The organism is Natrinema salsiterrestre (assembly GCF_029502005.1).
GTDB classification, from domain to species: Archaea; Halobacteriota; Halobacteria; order Halobacteriales; family Natrialbaceae; genus Natrinema; species Natrinema salsiterrestre.
Map to the genome: position 1 here is coordinate 24,670 of NZ_JAMQOT010000005.1, position 16,175 is coordinate 40,844.

A 16,175-nucleotide genomic window follows, 5' to 3' on the forward strand; every position below is an offset into this window, starting at 1 on the left:
GCTCGGACAAATGAATCGGATCCATGGAAGTTCGTATCCCGGTCAGCAGATCTACCGTTTCGTCGGCCGGGCGAACGTACTGCCCTCTCCCGGCAGGATCTGTTCAGGATTCGCTACTGATCGTCACAGCTCACTCTCAGTCCGGTACCCTTTAAAACGCTAATACGTCCACCCGCGGATAGATAGCTCGACGTGAACGTAGCTGTGTCATGCCCGACGAGAAGTCTGGAATGACGCAACGGCCACTCGATCGCTCGAGGAGGACTTCTTCACCGGTCGAAACGTTACGTGCGGGCGACGGCGATTCGACGATCGGCCGTCGATCGCTACTCGCGGTGCTCGGCCTCGCCGCCGTTCCAATTCCCGCCGCAGAGGAGACGAAAGCGGCGACATTTACCGGTTACGGCGAAGCTGGATACGGGACCGGCGGCTACGGTGGTTCGGACGACAGTAGCAACGAACCGACCGAGCCGGTCGTCGCGACCGGAACACCAACCGACGTAACCGCGTCGTCAGCGACGCTTCACGGCGAACTCGTCGACAACGACGGTGGTAATACCGTCTCCGTCTCCTTCTCGTGGCGCAAATCTGGGAGCGATACTTGGGAAATGACCGAGGCGCAACGACTCGAGTCGACCGTCCAGTTCAGCGAGTCGCTTGAGAGACTCTCGAGCGATGCAACGTACGAGGTCCGCGCGGTCGCGGACGCCGGCGACGGTGAGGTGTTCGGCGGCAGGCGCGAGTTCACCATTGCCGAGGAGTCCACCGACGAACCGCCCGTGATAGATGAGTTCAACGTGACGGCCCACGATACGCCGAACCCACACTCGTAGCTTCGCATCGACTGGACCGTGTCAGATCAGTACGGTGACCTCGAACGTATCACGCTCGAGGTGTACGACGATTCGAAACCGAACAAATCGATCGATTCCAAGACGATTGACGCGAGCGGATCGGTCGACTCCGGTGACCGAACCTTCGAGGTCAAGCACGGCGAAGGAAGTCAGTACCGCATCGTCTTCGAAGTCACGAATGGCAGTCACGTCCGCACGCGGGAGCGCGAGGTTCGCGGGTAGCCCCGCAACGATCACGGTCCACACCGACGTAATATCCTACCAGACCGACAACCCAGTCTCGCAGGCGGCCGCTTGGGCGTCGTCGACGCGGAGCTCGAGGGTGAGTGATCGGAACCTTCTCCTCGAAATCGTCGGCGTGATCGAAGAGCAGGGACTCGATCAGAACGAGTACCAACTGTGCCGAGTAGTCGATATCGAGGCACTCGAACACCTCGTTGACTCTGCAAGCACGGATCTCGAAGTAAGATCCGTTGTTGGTGAGTTTCGACTCTGCATTACCTAGCCAACATACCCCCACCCGGACGTTTCTATTCCTATCAAATAGCATACTACTCATGACCGGAAGCGGCACTGTCGAACGGGTTTTATTGCGCCTGAAGCCGAAGCGGAGATGGGAGAATCGCTATGAGGCATCGGGTTAGAAAGCACAACTCTCCCATCATCTTGGAGACTCTTGTCTACTCCAGTTGAGAGCGAAGTGAGAATTGCATGACAGCAAGGCCGTCGTATGCTCCGTCTGGGATTTGAACCCAGGTCATCGGCTCGAAAGGCCGAAATGATTGGCCGGACTACACCAACGGAGCACGTCTCGCAACTGGTTGTTGCCGAGGGCTAATGAAAAGCGTTCCGTTCCGATCCAGCAGTGGCACGGTATCACGCACGCTGACCGATAATATCTCTGACACCGATAGCGATCTCACGCCAGAGGACGTCGACCGTCCTACCCGCGCCGAAGCGACGTCCCCTCGAACGGCATCGACAACTCACCCTCGAGTCCGAGCAGATCCGCGATCGTCGGGGCCACGTCGATCGCGTCGACCGGCTCGTCCCCCTCGAGCGCGGGTGCTGCCGGACCACCGAGCCCGAAACACCCGAACGCGGACTCGTCGACGCGACCGTGGGAGCCGCTCACGTTCGAGGCGTCCAGCGAGACGAGTCCCTCGTCGCCGAAGAACAGCTCGCAGGGGTCGAAGCCGGGCTTGGCGTGAATGTCCATCTCGGTCGCGTACGGCGGCGCGTTCGCGCGGTCGTCCCACCAGTAGTACTGAAACCATGCGTTCGGCGCTGCGACGAGGACGAACTCCCCGGCGTTCGGGTGGTCGATCTCGCGCTCGGCTTTGCCCGCCTCCTCGAGCACGGTATCGATCCCCTCGAGCCCCGCGAGCCCCGCGAGCGCGTCGCGAGCGGCCTCGATCGCCCCCTCGTCGACGTAGACGTGTGCGATCTGGTGGTCGACCATGGCGAATGCGTCCGAGGCGGCGAGATCGACGTCGCCGTCGTCGGCCGTCTCGAGCAGGCCGGCGTCGCGGAGCGCGCGGTTGGGGAACACCGGCCGATCGACCTCGTGAAAGCCGTACTCGCTGACGAGGGTGAGCAGGGTCTCGTCCCAGCGGTCGGTCGCGGAGAGGAAGTCGAGGAACTCCTCGAGGAGCCCGTCGACGACGTCGAGCTGTTCGGTAAAGGCGTCGCTCTCGGGGCCGTCGCTCTGGCCGACGTAGTCCAGGTGGGGAACGTAGATCCAGAGGAGATCGGGATCGAACCGATCGATCGCCTCGCGGGCGGCCGACAAGATCCAGCGGCTTCCCTCCTCGTTCGCCCCGGGGCCCCAGTAGTTGTGCAGCGGGAAGTGACCCAGCTCCGCCCGGAGGTCGTCGTAGAAGCCGTCCGGGTTCGTCCAGCAGTTCATCTCGAGAATGTCGTTGTTCTCGTCCTCGATCGGCGAGGGGGTGACCGCGACGTCGGCGCTCGTCCCGATCAGGTGCTGGAAGTTCAGGACGCCGGTGGTCAGCCCCGCTTCGTCGCTCGCGGTCTCCCAGAGCCGGTCTCGTCCGTCGCGGTCGCGCTCCCAGAACTCGGCGGCGTCGCGCTCGCGGTCGTACTCGCCGCTCGAGATGTCGCCGTGCTCGCCGGGGCCGCGCCCGGTCCCGAGCGTCGTCTGGGCGGGAACCGTCACGGCGGGGAACGGCGGCCGGAGGTCGGTCATCGATTCGGTCGAAACGAACGACTCGAGCGCCGGCGTTCGGTCGGCGTCGACGTGTTCGGGCCGGAGGCCGACGACGTCGAGAACGATCACGCGGCCTGCAGTGTCAGTCGCGGCGGGAATCGTCGGTTCGGTCATGGTTTCACTGTGGGCAGGTGGTGGTCGGGGTCAGCGGTACCGCTCGGCGTAGTCGTACAGGCGATTCAGCTGCAGGGAGAAGTCGTGCTCCTCGACGCCGAGGGGCGCTTTGAAGAACGACGCGAGCTGGGGCTGGAGCCCGCCGTGTCCGTGCTCGTCGGCGTGGGCGATCAGGCGCACCAGATCGAGGACGAGCGGGGCGGCCAGCGCGGAGTCGGATCCCTCCCACGTGAACTGCATTTTCATCTCCGTCTCGAGGAAGCCCTCGAAGTGGATGTAATCCCAAGCCGTTTTCCAGTCAGCCAGCGACGGCGTGTAGTCGATCCGGACCCGGTTGTGATCGATGTCGGGCAGGATCGACTCGAGCACGTCGCCCTTGGTCGCGAGCTTCCCCGCGGCGTTGGCCTCGTCCTCGAGGACGAGCCCGTCCGCGTTGCCGAGGATGTTGTGCCCCTCCCAGCTCATGACGTGGAGGTTTCGCCCGGCGAACATGGGCGCCAGTGCGGACTTGACGAGCGTCTCGCCGGTCTTGGCGTCGCGTCCCGTGTGGGGGACCTCGTTTTCGGCCGCGAACTCGCGGATCCCGCCGAGGGCGTTGCCCGTACTCGGCGTGAAGTTGACGAACGGATGCCCGCCGGCGATCGCGGCGTAGGCGTAGCACACGCTCGCCGGCAGGTCGCGGTCGTCCTCGTCGATCGCCCGTTCGAGGGCGTCTCGACTGTCGTATCGTTCCGGATCGGGCAGTTCCGGTTCCGTCGAGGCGACGTTGACGACGACGAGCCGCTCGAGGTCGTGGCGGTCGCGGAACGACTCGTAATCGTCACCGATCTGCTCGACGACCTCCCGAATCGCCAGGTCTTCGTCTAACCGTTCGCTCTCTTCCGAGAGGGCGGCCCCGCAGTTGATCGCCGTCCCGACCTCGATCCGCTCGTCGATTTCGGCGAGGTCGTCTCGGACCGCCTCGAGCGCGTCCGCGTCCGGGACGCCGTTTCGGTCGCGCTGGCGTTCGGCCTGCGCGACGATCGATTCGGGTTCGATGTCGTGGCCGCCGAAGACGAGACCCTCGACCGGCGGGAGATCGAGGCTCGAGACCTGCTCGCGTTCCGTGACCATTCCGGTCGTCCCGGTACGCCCTCGGGCGATCGCGCGGGCACCGACGATCGCCATCGTCGCGACGTTCCCGCGGGCACCGACGAGCCAGACCCCCGTTCGCTCGTCGACCGGTCTATCCGTCCCCTGACTCATCGCGAATCCTCCCCGCTCGACGGGTAACGGCTATCGAATTGCGACCGCCCGCTCCCCCCGGGATCGATCGCGCGCCACCCGTCGACTCCGATCGCTCGTTCGGTCGGGATCATTCCCACGAACGTGGGGACCGTACCGGTTTCGTTATGGCTTCCGTAGCGGAAGTAATTCGGATTTGATCGGCCGTAACACCGTATTCCAGCGGAGGAGGAGTCGATCCGTCGGGATCAACGCCGGGTTTGCCGAGCGAACGATCACAGCACCAAACCGTCCGTTCGTCGGACGGCGGGTATGCGGATTATCGATCCTCACATGCACATGGTATCGCGCTCGGCCGAGGACTACCGACGGGCGCGGCGAGCGGGTGTCGAGTGCTGCATCGAGCCGGCGTTCTGGAGCGGCCAGGACAAACGCAACGCGGGCTCGTTCTTCGATTACTTCGAGCAGATCATCGACCACGAGACCGATCGCGCGGAACGAGCCGCTAATATGGATCACTACGTGACGATCGGCCTCGAGCCGAAGGAGGCCAACTACCGCGACATGGCCGAAGACGTCCTCGACCGCATTCCGGAGTACCTCGAGCGCGACCCCGTCGTCGGCGTCGGCGAGATCGGTTTCGATCAGGTGACCGACGACGAGGAGTGGGCGTTCCGCCGCCAGCTCGAGATCGCCGACGACCGCGAGCTGCCGGTCATTATCCACACCCCACACACCGACAAGCCGTCGGGCACCGAGCGCATCGTCGAGATCGTCGAAGAGATGGGCGTCACGCAGGAGCGGATCATCATCGATCACAACACCGAGAACACGATCGATATCTCGACTCGGACGGACTGCTGGATCGGCTTCACGCTCTATCCCGGCAAGATCGAGACCGGGTCGGCGATCGACCTGCTCGAGGAGTACGGGACCGACAACATGATCTTCAACAGCGCGGCCGACTGGGACCCCTCGGACCCGCTCGCGGTGCCGAAGGCCCGCGACGAGATGCTCGATCGGGGCTGGGACCGCGAGGACGTACGGAAGGTGGTCTTCGAGAACCCCTACGAGTTCTTCGACCAGTCGCCGAACTTCGACTACGAGGCCTGAACGCATGCAGTTCGGCTTCTCCACCAACGCCTTCCGGGAGTACCAGCTCGAGGACGCGATCGAGGCCGTCGCCGACGCGGGGTACGACGGCGTCGAGATTCTGCTCGACGAACCCCACCTGTATCCCCCCGACTGTTCCCGCGAGGAAATCGAGCGCGTCGCGGACGTCCTCGAGCGCCACGACATCGCCGTCAGCAACGGCAACGCGTTCATGCTGACCGCGATCGAGGACTTCCATCACCCCTCGTACATCGAGGTCGACGAAGGGTATCGGCAGAAGCGGATCGACTACACCCTCGCCGCGCTCGAGACCGCGGCCGACCTCGGTCTCCCGTACATCTCGATCGAACCCGGCGGACCGATTCCCGAGGGGAAGTCCCGCGAGTGGGCGATGGACACCTTCGTCGATAGCCTCGAGCGGGTCGTCCCGAGGGCCGAGGAGCTGGGCGTCGACCTCCTCGTCGAACCCGAACCCGACCTGCTGATCGAGACGGCCGACGAGCTCCTCGCGCTGCTCGAGCGCGTCGACTCCGAGCGCGTCCGGTGTAATTTCGACGCCGGCCACTTCTACTGCGTCGGCGAGGACCCCGCCGAACTCGTCGACCCGCTCTGGGAGCACACGAGCCACTACCACCTCGAGGACATCCCGGCCGACCGGAGTCACGAGCACACGCGACTCGGCGACGGGGCCATGGAGATCGACGCCTTCCTCGGCGAACTCGAGACTCGCGGCTACGACGGCTTCGTCACCGTCGAACTCTACCCCTACGAGGAGACGCCGGTCGAGACCGCGCGGGCGGCGATGGACTACCTCGAGGAACGCGGGTGGGCGTAGGGTGGCCGGCGGCGCGTCGTCGGACCGCGACGAGCGGGCGAGCGCGGTCGACGACGGCGACCGGAGCGACCTGCGGGCGATCCTCGGCGGGTACGCCGAACTGGTCCGGCTTCCGAATCTCTTCACCGCGCCGCCGGACGTGATTCTCGGCGCCGCGCTGGCGGCTCTCGCCGGTGGGACGCCGCTACCGACGAGAGTCGGCGGACTCGCGCTCGGATCGGTGCTCCTCTACGCCGGCGGGACGACGCTCAACGACGCCTTCGACGCCCCCGTCGACGCTCGAGAGCGACCCGAACGGCCGATCCCCTCGGGTCGGGTGGCTCGACGAACCGCGTTCGGACTGGGATTCGCACTCCTCCTCGTCGCCGTCGCGGTCGCGTTCGCCGTCGCGGGCGGTCCGGCCGGCGTCGCGGCCGGGCTGGTCGCCGTCGCAATCGTCGCCTACGACGGCTTCCTCAAGGGATCTGCCGCCGGTTTCCTCGCGATGGGAATCACCCGCGGGCTAAACGTCGTTCTCGGGACGACCGCGGTCGGAGCCGTGGTCCTCGAGTCGCCGCGTCGACTCCTGGCCGTGCCCGCGGTCGTCACCGCCTACATCGCTGCCGTCACGTTCATGGCCGCGCGAGAGACCGAGGGCGGAAATCGGCGCGCCGTCGCGGTCGCGTCCGCGGGTGCGGTCGCGGCGGTGCTCGCCCTCGGCTGGTTCCTCGCGGGCGTCGAGCCGGCAGCGCTTGAGGCCGCCGTCGCCCTCGCCTTCGCGGGCGCGTTCTGCTGGTGGGTCGGCCGACCGCTGCGGGCCGCGTTCGCCGATCCGGTGCCGAGTACCGTGGGGCCCGCGGTCGGCGCGTGCGTCCTCGGGCTCGTGTTGCTCGACGCCGCCTTCGCCGCCGCCGTCGGCGTTCGCTGGGGGCTCGCGGCCGGCCTCGCTCTCGTTCCGGCGGTGGGACTGTCGCGCGCGTTCGACGTGACGTGACTCACCACGTGCGCTGTGATCTCGTGCGGTGTGATGTGAGTAACCGCGTTGCGGTGGCGCGCGCTGAACCGCGGTGAGTCGATGACGAACCGCGGTTCGACACCGTGTGAGGGACGAGGGAGGGAGCACCGCGACCGACCGAGTCGGTTGGGGAGGGTGTGGAAGTTCCCCGTTGCCACGTAAGTGAGGAGTCGCGTTCGATTCAGCGCTCCCTGAATAAGATAGCTCTACTCGATCTGGCACCGGGGAATCGTCACGCCCCTCCCCACCCGACTCACTCGCGCAGTATCCTCGGCCGACAGCGCGCGCCACAGCAAGAGGCCGTCACAGTACGCAGGTCTGACTCCCGGTCGAGAGGGAGGGCCAACGAATTAGTGGCATTTCGGTGTACGAGGCACAGATCGATGGTCGAACTCGCATTCTCGACAAACGCGTACACGCGCCACTCCCTCCCCGAAGCCGTTCGGCGGATCGCCGACCACGGCTATACGGGCGTCGAACTCCTCGGTGACGATCCCCACGCCTACTTCCCCGAGTTCGGCGACGACGACCGTGCCGCCCTGCTCGAGACACTCGAGGAGACGGACCTCGCCGTCTCGAATGTCAACGCGAACACGGCGATGGGGTACTACGACGACGCGCCGCCGTCGTCGTTCTTCGAACCGAGCGTGATCCGCGCCGACGACGAGGCCCGCGAGTGGCGCGTCGAGTACACCAAACGGGCGATCGATCTCGCCGAGACGGTCGGCTCGCCGGCGGTCTGTCTGGCGAGCGGCCGCCCGCTCCCGGGGACGATGCCCGAGGCGGCCCGCGAGTACCTCCACCAATCGCTCCGCGAGATCCTCGACTACGCCGAGCCGCGCGGGGTCGACGTCGGCATCGAGTTCGAGCCCGAGTTGCTGATCGAGAACACCGAGGAGGTGCTCGCACTCATCGACGAGCTCGGCCGCGACTCGCTGGGCGTCAACCTCGACGTCGGCCACGCGGCCGTCTACGGCGAAGACGTCGCGGAGAGCATCCGCGCCAGCGCCGGCTCCATCACCGGCGTCCACCTCGAGGACATCGTCGGCGGCCGCCGGGGGAAACACTACCATCGGATCCCCGGCGAGGGTGATCTCGACTTTCGGGCGATCTTCGACGCGCTCGAGGACGTCGGCTACGACGGCTTCGCGACGCTCGAGCTCTACACCTACCCCGACGAACCGGATCGCGCGGCACGAGAGGCCTACGCGGAACTCGAGGCGTACGTGTAGCTCGGCGAATCGCGAACCGACCCCTCGGTCTGACCGGGTCCTCAATCCTTTTTACCCCCTGCGACCATTCCACCGAGCATGAAATACGTCCGCTTTCGCGATCCGGCCGGTGCGGTCCGCCGCGGCGAGTACGAGAACGGGACCGTCCACTTCGCGAACGAGAGCTACGACCTCGCGAGCGACGAGATCGACGTGTTACCGCCGTCGGAGCCGTCGAAGGTCGTCTGCATCGGGCGCAACTACGCCGACCACGCCGACGAGATGGGATCGGACCTCCCCGACCGCCCGATGCTCTTCCTGAAGCCGCCGAACGCGCTCGCGGCTCACGGCGATGCGGTGACCGTTCCCGCGGGCAAGGAGCGGATCGACCACGAGGCCGAACTCGGCGTCGTCATCGGCGAACAGTGTCGCCACGTCTCCGAAGCCGACGCCATGGACGTCGTCGAGGGCTTTACCTGCGTGAACGACGTCTCGAACCGCGACGATCAGCGCCGGGAACAGAACTGGATCCGCGGCAAAGCGTTCGACGGGGCGGCGCCAATGGGACCCGTCCTCGCGACCCCCGACGAAGTCCCCGGCGACGCGTTCGTCCGATCGCGCGTCAACGGCGAGCTCAAACAGGACGGCTCCCGCGAGCAACTCATCTTCTCGATTCCCGAACTGATCGCCGAGATTACCACCTATCTCACGCTCGAGCCCGGCGACGTGATCGCGACCGGCACGCCGGAGGGCGTCGGCCCGCTCGAGGACGGCGACGACGTCGAGATCGAGGTCGAGGGCGTGGGCTCGCTCGAGCACTCGGTTCGGATCCCCTGACCCGGGACGAGTCGTAGCCGATCGCGAGTCGAACACTTTTCGGCCTGCTCGAGAAAGAGTCCGGCAATGACCGTCCGATTCGACGCGGTGACCGTCGACTGGTTCGGCCTCGCGACCGTCCGTCTCGAGGGACAGACCGGCGCGGTCGTCTACACGGACCCCGGCCCGGAACGGTACGGGTTCCTGGACGACCGCGAGCCTCGAGACGGCGATCTGGTGCTCGTCTCCCACGATCACCACTACGACCCCGAATCGATCCGGCGGGTGGCTCGCGAGGAAGCGCTGATCGTGCTCCACGAGTCGATCGCCGCCGGCGAAATCGATGGTATCGACGAGCAGCCCGAAAGCCTCCCGTTCGAGGTCGAACGCGTCCGGGCGGACGAGTCGTTCGTCCTCGGGCCGCTCGATCTGTTCACGACGCCGGCGTACAACGATCCCGACGGCCCCCACACCGACGAACAGGGAACGCCCTACCATCCCGAAGGGCGGGGCTGTGGGTTCGGCGTCACTATCGACGGCATCACGGCATACTGGCCGGGAGATACCGATGTGCTTCCGGTTCACGAGGAGCTGGACGTCGATCTGTTCCTACCGCCGATCGGTGGCACGTTCACGATGGATCGCCGCGAGGCCGCGTCGCTGGCCGCCACGATGGAGCCCCAACTCGTACTTCCGGTTCACTACGATACGTTCGACGCGATCGAAACCGACGAGGACGCGTTCGTCGCCGACGTCGCGAGACGGGCCGTCCCGGTCGTTCTCGACGGGTAGCGGGCACGGAGAACGGTCGAAACGCGGGGACATCGAGCCATCGACGACCTCGAGTCGCGCACCGACGGACGGTCCGAACGCGAATCGGAGCTCGGTCGAGTGAAGACAGCGAACGGAGAGACCGTCTCCGACGGGATCAGACCCCCGTTCGCGACCAGGCGAACACCGCGATCGCGACGAGTACCAGCACCGCGAACGCGGCCCACTGTCCGAGGCCGGTGTCGGCGATCGGCGCCAGGACGTCGACGCGACCGGTCCCCTGGAGGAGACCGAGCGCGAGCAGGAGCGTGGCACCGATCGCGATGAGACCGATCGTGACCCCCTCTTTCATCATCCACGCGGTCTCGTCGGCCTCCTGCGCGCTCGAGGTCGTGGGCTCGTCGATCGCCTCCTCGTCCGGCTCACTGTGCGTCGGCCGTTCGCTGTCTTTGTCGTCGGCCATACGAGTCTAGACGATAGCACTCTCCACAGACGGGAACCGGTTGCACCTGCAGTCACAGGGAATCGGCGGCCAGCCGGTCGTTTTTCCCGGCGAGAGCGACAGCAGGGAACGTCGCATCGGTCCATTCCGGTTCTGTGAGCGGTGCGTACCCGAGCGCCGAAAGCGGTCGCCCTCGGCGATTCGCACGATATAAGTGGTCCCTGGGGAATTCTTCGACACCTATGATTCGTGTTGGCACAGTAAAACCGATTGATCGTCCCATCGCGCCGGTCTCGGGAACCGAGATGGCTGCACCTGCGACCGGTGATCACGATGGCCAGTGAGGGGGCGACGGAGGGTTCCAGAGCGGACCTCGAGTATCCGGAACGGGACTGGCGCGGCTTCTTCAGGGAGCATTTCGGACCGTCGATGCTGTGGGCGCTGATCAGCATCGGCGGGAGCCACATCGTACTGGCGCCCACGCTGGGCGGCACGTTCGGGCTCGCAGCGATCTGGATGTTCGGCCTCATCTACGCCGCGAAGTACGGCGCCTGGGAGCTCGGGATCCGCTACAACTACGGCGTCGGTGCGAACCCGATCGAGGCCTACGATCAGCTCCCCGGTCCCAAGAACTGGGCGCTGTGGGTGACGATCCTGGTGTTCACGGGCATGTACACGTTCATCACGGCCAGCGTCGGGATGAGCACGGCCGCGTTCGTCGCCGCACTGACTCCCGGCTGGTTCACCGCCACCATCGCGTACGTCGTCTTCGTCGGCGGCGCTGGACTGCTCGTCGCAGCGTCTCGCTATAGCCTGCTCGAGACGGCCCTGATCGCGTTTACCATCGCGCTGGGCGTCCTCGTCCTGCTCGGCGTCCTCGTCGGGCCGCCCTCGGGCGACGTCGTCCTCGAGACGGCCTTCGCGGTACCCGATCTGACCGGGCCGGTGTTCATCGCGCTGTTCGCCGCCGCCGCGGGCTTCGCACCGACCGGCTTCAGTACGAGCATCCTGATCGGGAGCTGGAGCATGGCGAAAGGCGAAGGCGCGAGCGAACTCGAGGAACGAGGACTCGATCCCGAGGATCCGAAACACCACGACTACATCCGCGCGTGGATCCGAACCGGTCGCCGCGACTTCAACATCGGCTACGTGTTCAGCTTTCTGTTGATCGTCGCGATGGTCGTGCTGGCGTCGAACGTCCTCTATCCGGAACCCCCGACGGACGCGAACCTCGCCTTCGCGATCGGCAACATTCTGAGCGATTCGTTCGGCGAGTGGTCGTATTACGCCATGTTGCTCGGCGGGTTCGCCGCGCTGTATTCGACCGTCATCACGCTACTGGACGGCGCTGCGCGCGCCACCGGTGATATTCTCCCCATGGCGCTCGAGAACGACGATATCGACAGCGAGCGAGTGCGGAAGCTGGTCGTCCTCGGCGTCGTCGTGGTCAGCAGCGCGATGGTCGTCGCGCTGGGCGAGGTCCCGCTGACGCTGTTGCTCTACGTCGCCGCCGTCCTCGCGGTCACGGAGATCTTCTTCTATCCGGCCAACTGGTACGTCGTCGAAAGGAACCTGCCCGGACCGTTCCGCCCGTCGCGGGCCTGGCACGCCTACTACGTCGTCAGCCTCGTTCTCGTGCTCCTCTTCGGTGCGATGGGTGCGGCGGTTCGGCTCGGACTCATCGGCTGACGCCCCGACCGACTTCTCGCCTCCGGGGGAACGGTGCTGGCTGTTCCACTGAACGAATCGGTCGAAGGAGAGCCGTGACGAACGATCGGTTCCGTTACTCGCCCCGATTACGCCGTCTACGGGACCGGATCCACGGCCGAATCGGGACGTTGTACGGCAGAAACTGTAGCGATTTCCTCGAGCACGGGCCTCGGTACGGCACGGAAACAACGGGTACGTGGTCCACCCAGAATTCGGTACGCGGCGGGAGTCGCCTCGCTACAGGACGCCCATGTCGTCCAGTCGGTCGGGCAGATAGGTGTCCGTCACGAAGTCGAGGCCGCGAGCCGCGAGCGACTGCTGTTCGGACTTCTTCCCGAGATCGAGCTGCAGTTCGATCTGTTCCTCCCAGTAGTCGGTCTGGAACCGCGGATCCTCGAGCTCGCTCTCCAGAGCGTTGACGTCCGAATCCGACAGCGGGTCGGACGGCAGGTCGTACTCGACGATGTCGGCGGGCTGAATGCCGATGAAGTCGGCCTCGGGGGTCGCGAGGTACTCCGAGAGGTGGGCGGACTTGATCGAGCCGTAGGCGACGGAGCCGTAGATGCGGTACGACCACGGGTCGCCGTCCGTAAACACCGTCACGGGAAGCCCGAGCTCGTCGTGGAGTCGCTTCGTGATTCGACGGGTCGCCCGCGCGGGCTGGCCCTTGAGGTGGACGATCAGGGCGTTGTACTCCTCGTCGAACCCGTTCTCGACGAGCCGGTCGCGCATCCCACCGGTCTCTACCGCGAGGATGAAGTCGGCGTCGTTGTCGAGGAACTCGATCGTGTCGGGGTTGTTCGGGATCTGGTAGCCGCCCTCGCCGACGTCCTCCTGGCAGTGGATCTCGCGCTCGCCCCGTCGGGTCTGCTCGCGGAGGAACAGCGGCCCCATGATGGTCGCCCCCGATTCCTCCGGGCGCATGTGGAAGTCCTCGCGGGTGACCCCCGAGACGATCTCGAGGTCCTCGACCATGCTGTTCGACTCGTCCTGATCGTTGAACTGGGCCTCGTTATTGTCCCAGCTCTCCGAGAGGTAGTAGAGCTCACGCAGGGTCGACGAGCGGTCTTCCTCGAGTTGCTCCGAGAGGAACTCGATCGTGTAGATCGCCTTCAGGAGCTTTCGCGCGCCGCGAACGGAGTTGGCCGAGCGGGTCGACTCGCGGTCGCCGTAGACCCAGACGTCCATCTCCTCGTCGTACTCGATGTTGTTCTTCGTCCGCGTCGGCACGGACATGTGGGGAATCTCGCCCAGTTCGAACTGGTCGTAGAACTGCGCCGCGAGATCGATCAACTGCTCTCGTGCCTCCTGGGTATCGTCCGTGCTCATTGTTTCACCGTCAACTTCTCGCTCTCGACGCCTTTGACGTCCAGATCGAACGTCGCGTCGTCCGGTATTTCGTATTCGAGTGCCGCCTCGTCGTCGCTCGAGACCTCGGGTTCCCACTTGACGAACCACTCGCCGTCCATCTCGACGACGGTCGCGCCGTCGGAGAGGTTCCGCGGCTCGGCCGAGACGATGTCGGTCACTTCCAGCGACTCGTTCGTACTCGAGTTGTTCTCGACGACGACGGAGACGGCGGTTCCGTCGCCGTTCGCCTCGGTGTGGCGCTCGACGAGGACGTTGTTCATGATGCGCGCGATCGCGTCGTCGATGTCCGGCTCCTCGCGGCCGGTGACTTCGGCCACCTTCTCGGCCATCTCCGGGAGGATCTTCCCGAGGACGTTCTGTTTCTTCCGGCGCTGTTGCATCGACCGGCGCTTGTTGAGGTAGCTCTTGAGCTCTCGAGCCGCCTCGCGAATCGCGAGCTCGATCTCGTCTTCGATCTCGGGGACGTTCGCGACGGCGTCTTTCGATTCGCTGGTGAAGGGAACGTTCGTCGAGGCGACGTGGACCATGATCACGACCGGCCCGTTGGGCAGGCCGGAGCCGCCGGGCTGGTCGAGGCCGTAGTTCCGCCAGCCGATCGACTTGACCACGTCCGTCGTCGCACAGGCACCGCGCTGGTAGACCAGCGGGACCCGATTCGCAAAGCGCATGACTTCGCCGGTTCCCTCGGCGGGGAGGTCGCCGCCGTACGCGATTCCGGCCTCGACGATGAACGGATCGCCGCCGGAGACGCCGGCGTCCCGCGTCGCGGATGCGTAGAAGTCGGCGTCGAACTCCTTCTCGAGGCCGGCGGTGATGAGGTCCTCCGAGATGGGGGCGAGACACCGCGTCGGCGGTGCCATGATGTCGGTCCCGCGCATCGCGTCGACGAGGTTGCTGGTGGCGTCGCGGTCGCCGTCGAGTTCCCGGACGAGCGGCGGGTCGTCCGGCACGGTGGCCATCACGTCCCAGATCGCGTCGGTGACGTTTTCGCGGGCCGTCTCGCCGAAGGAGACGTCGTCGTACTCCTCGGTGAGATCGGCGGCGCGATCGACGTGGTCCCGAAGCCGCTTGTGGGTGAGCCGGTGGCGAACGTTCCCGTCGTCCTCGTCGCCTCCCTCGAGTTCGTCCTCGAACTTGGCCGCGAGCCGGTCCGCGAAGGCGTCGATGACCGCGTCGTCCTTGCGAGTGCTCGTCGCGTCGTCCGCGAGGTCGTAGAGGTCGGCGACCAGTCGCGAGTCGACGTCTCCCTCGGACTCGTCGCTATCGTCGGCTTCGACGGCGTCGATCAGCTCGAGCCAGACGGCCTCGACGGCGTTTTCGCGGACGGTGTCGCCGAAGGTCGTTCCGTGGTCGTCCTCGACAGCCTCGGCGGCCGACTCGACGGCCGCGACCAGTTCGTGGTGGGCGATGCGGTCGGCGTCCGCGACCGCCTCGGCGACGGCGTCCGCGAACGCGGCCGTCGCGTCGGCTCCCTTGTTCGCCGTCGCGTCCTCGACTGCGGCGTGGAGATCGACGGCCTCGTGGCTGGCTGGCGGCCGCCAGCGCATCTCGCGGCCGTAGTGGCGGTCGCGGAACTCGTCGATGATCGACTCGGCGGTCTTCTTCCCGACGCGGGTGAACTCCTCCTGGACGAACCCCGACACCGTCTGGGAGTCCGTCGCCGCCAGCATCTTCATCACGGTCCCGAGTTCGACGCCGTGGGGATGGGGACGGATCTCCTCGGTTTCCTCGGGGAGCTGGTCGGTCGCGCGCTCGAACTTGAAGTGTTCCTGGGGTTCGCGCAGCTCGAGGCGGGCGTGGGGGTTGACGACCGCCGTGTGCTTGATGTAGTCGTGGAGCTGCTGGCGGGCGCGCATGTTCGCTTCCATCTCGAGTTCGATGCGCGTCCCGTGGGGCCGATCCCAGGTGGTCGTTTCCTCGACGCTAATCTCGGGCTCGTTGTTGTCGGTATCGACGATGAGCTCGAAGTACTCGGCCTCCTCCGAGCCCTGGGTTCGACTGGTGATCTTGGCGGGTTTCCCGCTGGTCAGCTGGGCGTAGAGAACGGCGGCAGAGATACCGATCCCCTGCTGACCGCGGGATTGTTCGCGCGCGTGAAAGCGAGAGCCGTAGAGTAGTTTCCCGAACACTTTCGGGAGCGATTCCTTCGTCAATCCCGGTCCGTTGTCCTCGACGATCAGGCGGTAGTAGTCGCCGGCTTCCTGAATTTCGACGTAGATGTCCGGGAGAATGCCCGACTCCTCGGCGGCGTCGAGGGCGTTGTCGACGGCCTCCTTGACGGCCGTGACGAGGCCTCGAGCACCGCTGTCGAAGCCGAGCATGTGCTTGTTCTTCTCGAAGAACTCGGCGATGGAGATCGACTGCTGGCTCTCCGCCAGCTCCTCCGCGATCCCCGCATCCTCACCGAGCGTCGACTGGAACGACGTCATCGTTGCCCCATACTAACGGAGAGGCTAAAAGGTGTGTGCTACCGGAGTGAAAGTGAATCCGCAA

General features: G+C 65.7%; 15 protein-coding genes and 1 tRNA gene. 10 read left to right on the top strand and 6 right to left on the bottom strand.

All coding sequences use genetic code 11. From position 1 onward, the window contains the following. Nucleotides 1-230: 230 nt before the first annotated feature. The 3 genes from NDI89_RS14375 to NDI89_RS23935 all read left to right on the top strand — a co-directional run bounded on the left by NDI89_RS14375 (nucleotide 231) and on the right by NDI89_RS23935 (nucleotide 1,359). The gene (locus NDI89_RS14375; RefSeq protein WP_277522303.1) at nucleotides 231-833 is read left to right on the top strand and encodes a hypothetical protein; all 603 of its coding nucleotides are present in this window, start codon (nucleotides 231-233) and stop codon (nucleotides 831-833) included. An 18-nt stretch (nucleotides 834-851) separates the two neighbouring features. Beyond that, nucleotides 852-1,076, top strand: a complete 225-nt coding sequence (locus tag NDI89_RS14380) for a hypothetical protein (RefSeq protein WP_277522304.1) — start codon at nucleotides 852-854, stop codon at nucleotides 1,074-1,076. A gap of 100 nt (nucleotides 1,077-1,176) precedes the next feature. Then, a complete protein-coding gene (locus NDI89_RS23935) occupies nucleotides 1,177-1,359 on the top strand; it encodes a hypothetical protein (RefSeq protein WP_277522960.1) in 183 nt (60 codons plus the stop codon). A 226-nt stretch (nucleotides 1,360-1,585) separates the two neighbouring features. Here the strand turns inward: NDI89_RS23935 and NDI89_RS14390 are convergent. The 3 genes from NDI89_RS14390 to NDI89_RS14400 form a co-directional block, all read right to left on the bottom strand. Then, a tRNA-Glu gene (locus NDI89_RS14390) sits at nucleotides 1,586-1,660 on the bottom strand. Between the two features lie 137 nt (nucleotides 1,661-1,797). After that, nucleotides 1,798-3,195, bottom strand: coding sequence for an alkaline phosphatase family protein (locus tag NDI89_RS14395; protein ID WP_277522305.1), 1,398 nt, complete (start codon nucleotides 3,193-3,195; stop codon nucleotides 1,798-1,800). A 30-nt stretch (nucleotides 3,196-3,225) separates the two neighbouring features. Next, a complete protein-coding gene (locus NDI89_RS14400) occupies nucleotides 3,226-4,440 on the bottom strand; it encodes an inositol-3-phosphate synthase (RefSeq protein ID WP_277522306.1) in 1,215 nt (404 codons plus the stop codon). 291 nt (nucleotides 4,441-4,731) lie between these two features. On the opposite strand from NDI89_RS14400, the gene NDI89_RS14405 reads away from it, so the two are divergent. The 6 genes from NDI89_RS14405 to NDI89_RS14430 all read left to right on the top strand — a co-directional run bounded on the left by NDI89_RS14405 (nucleotide 4,732) and on the right by NDI89_RS14430 (nucleotide 10,180). Further along, a complete protein-coding gene (locus tag NDI89_RS14405; RefSeq protein WP_277522307.1) occupies nucleotides 4,732-5,532 on the top strand; it encodes a TatD family hydrolase in 801 nt (266 codons plus the stop codon). Nucleotides 5,533-5,536: 4 nt separating this feature from the next. Beyond that, entirely contained in the window at nucleotides 5,537-6,367 is an 831-nt protein-coding gene (locus NDI89_RS14410) for a sugar phosphate isomerase/epimerase family protein (RefSeq protein ID WP_277522308.1), read from the top strand. Between the two features lies 1 nt (nucleotide 6,368). Beyond that, nucleotides 6,369-7,340: a UbiA family prenyltransferase gene (locus NDI89_RS14415; protein WP_277522309.1), complete on the top strand. Its 972-nt coding sequence runs from the start codon at nucleotides 6,369-6,371 to the stop codon at nucleotides 7,338-7,340. Between the two features lie 404 nt (nucleotides 7,341-7,744). After that, nucleotides 7,745-8,593, top strand: a complete 849-nt coding sequence (locus NDI89_RS14420) for a sugar phosphate isomerase/epimerase family protein (protein ID WP_277522310.1) — start codon at nucleotides 7,745-7,747, stop codon at nucleotides 8,591-8,593. Between the two features lie 78 nt (nucleotides 8,594-8,671). Then, nucleotides 8,672-9,409, top strand: a complete 738-nt coding sequence (locus NDI89_RS14425) for a fumarylacetoacetate hydrolase family protein (protein WP_277522311.1) — start codon at nucleotides 8,672-8,674, stop codon at nucleotides 9,407-9,409. A gap of 66 nt (nucleotides 9,410-9,475) precedes the next feature. Beyond that, on the top strand, nucleotides 9,476-10,180 hold the full coding sequence (locus NDI89_RS14430; protein ID WP_277522312.1) for an MBL fold metallo-hydrolase: 705 nt from the start codon (nucleotides 9,476-9,478) through the stop codon (nucleotides 10,178-10,180). A gap of 136 nt (nucleotides 10,181-10,316) precedes the next feature. On the opposite strand, the gene NDI89_RS14435 is transcribed toward NDI89_RS14430, so the two are convergent. Then, complete coding sequence (locus NDI89_RS14435; RefSeq protein ID WP_277522313.1) at nucleotides 10,317-10,622, bottom strand: hypothetical protein; 306 nt, start codon at nucleotides 10,620-10,622, stop codon at nucleotides 10,317-10,319. A 312-nt stretch (nucleotides 10,623-10,934) separates the two neighbouring features. On the opposite strand from NDI89_RS14435, the gene NDI89_RS14440 reads away from it, so the two are divergent. Beyond that, complete coding sequence (locus tag NDI89_RS14440; RefSeq protein ID WP_277522314.1) at nucleotides 10,935-12,290, top strand: Nramp family divalent metal transporter; 1,356 nt, start codon at nucleotides 10,935-10,937, stop codon at nucleotides 12,288-12,290. A 258-nt stretch (nucleotides 12,291-12,548) separates the two neighbouring features. On the opposite strand, the gene NDI89_RS14445 is transcribed toward NDI89_RS14440, so the two are convergent. Next, entirely contained in the window at nucleotides 12,549-13,640 is a 1,092-nt protein-coding gene (locus NDI89_RS14445; protein ID WP_277522315.1) for a DNA topoisomerase IV subunit A, read from the bottom strand. Next, complete coding sequence (locus NDI89_RS14450; RefSeq protein ID WP_277522316.1) at nucleotides 13,637-16,111, bottom strand: DNA topoisomerase VI subunit B; 2,475 nt, start codon at nucleotides 16,109-16,111, stop codon at nucleotides 13,637-13,639. The genes NDI89_RS14445 and NDI89_RS14450 overlap by 4 nt, the downstream gene beginning before the upstream one ends. Nucleotides 16,112-16,175: the final 64 nt, after the last annotated feature.

Coding starts and splice junctions, on each gene's coding strand:
- NDI89_RS14445 (WP_277522315.1), bottom strand. CDS start 13,640: ATGAGCACGGACGATACCCAGGAGGCACGAGAGCAGTTGATCGATCTC.
- NDI89_RS14440 (WP_277522314.1), top strand. CDS start 10,935: ATGGCCAGTGAGGGGGCGACGGAGGGTTCCAGAGCGGACCTCGAGTAT.
- NDI89_RS14430 (WP_277522312.1), top strand. CDS start 9,476: ATGACCGTCCGATTCGACGCGGTGACCGTCGACTGGTTCGGCCTCGCG.
- NDI89_RS14395 (WP_277522305.1), bottom strand. CDS start 3,195: ATGACCGAACCGACGATTCCCGCCGCGACTGACACTGCAGGCCGCGTG.
- NDI89_RS14435 (WP_277522313.1), bottom strand. CDS start 10,622: ATGGCCGACGACAAAGACAGCGAACGGCCGACGCACAGTGAGCCGGAC.
- NDI89_RS14410 (WP_277522308.1), top strand. CDS start 5,537: ATGCAGTTCGGCTTCTCCACCAACGCCTTCCGGGAGTACCAGCTCGAG.
- NDI89_RS14425 (WP_277522311.1), top strand. CDS start 8,672: ATGAAATACGTCCGCTTTCGCGATCCGGCCGGTGCGGTCCGCCGCGGC.
- NDI89_RS14420 (WP_277522310.1), top strand. CDS start 7,745: ATGGTCGAACTCGCATTCTCGACAAACGCGTACACGCGCCACTCCCTC.
- NDI89_RS14400 (WP_277522306.1), bottom strand. CDS start 4,440: ATGAGTCAGGGGACGGATAGACCGGTCGACGAGCGAACGGGGGTCTGG.
- NDI89_RS14405 (WP_277522307.1), top strand. CDS start 4,732: ATGCGGATTATCGATCCTCACATGCACATGGTATCGCGCTCGGCCGAG.
- NDI89_RS14450 (WP_277522316.1), bottom strand. CDS start 16,111: ATGACGTCGTTCCAGTCGACGCTCGGTGAGGATGCGGGGATCGCGGAG.
- NDI89_RS14375 (WP_277522303.1), top strand. CDS start 231: ATGACGCAACGGCCACTCGATCGCTCGAGGAGGACTTCTTCACCGGTC.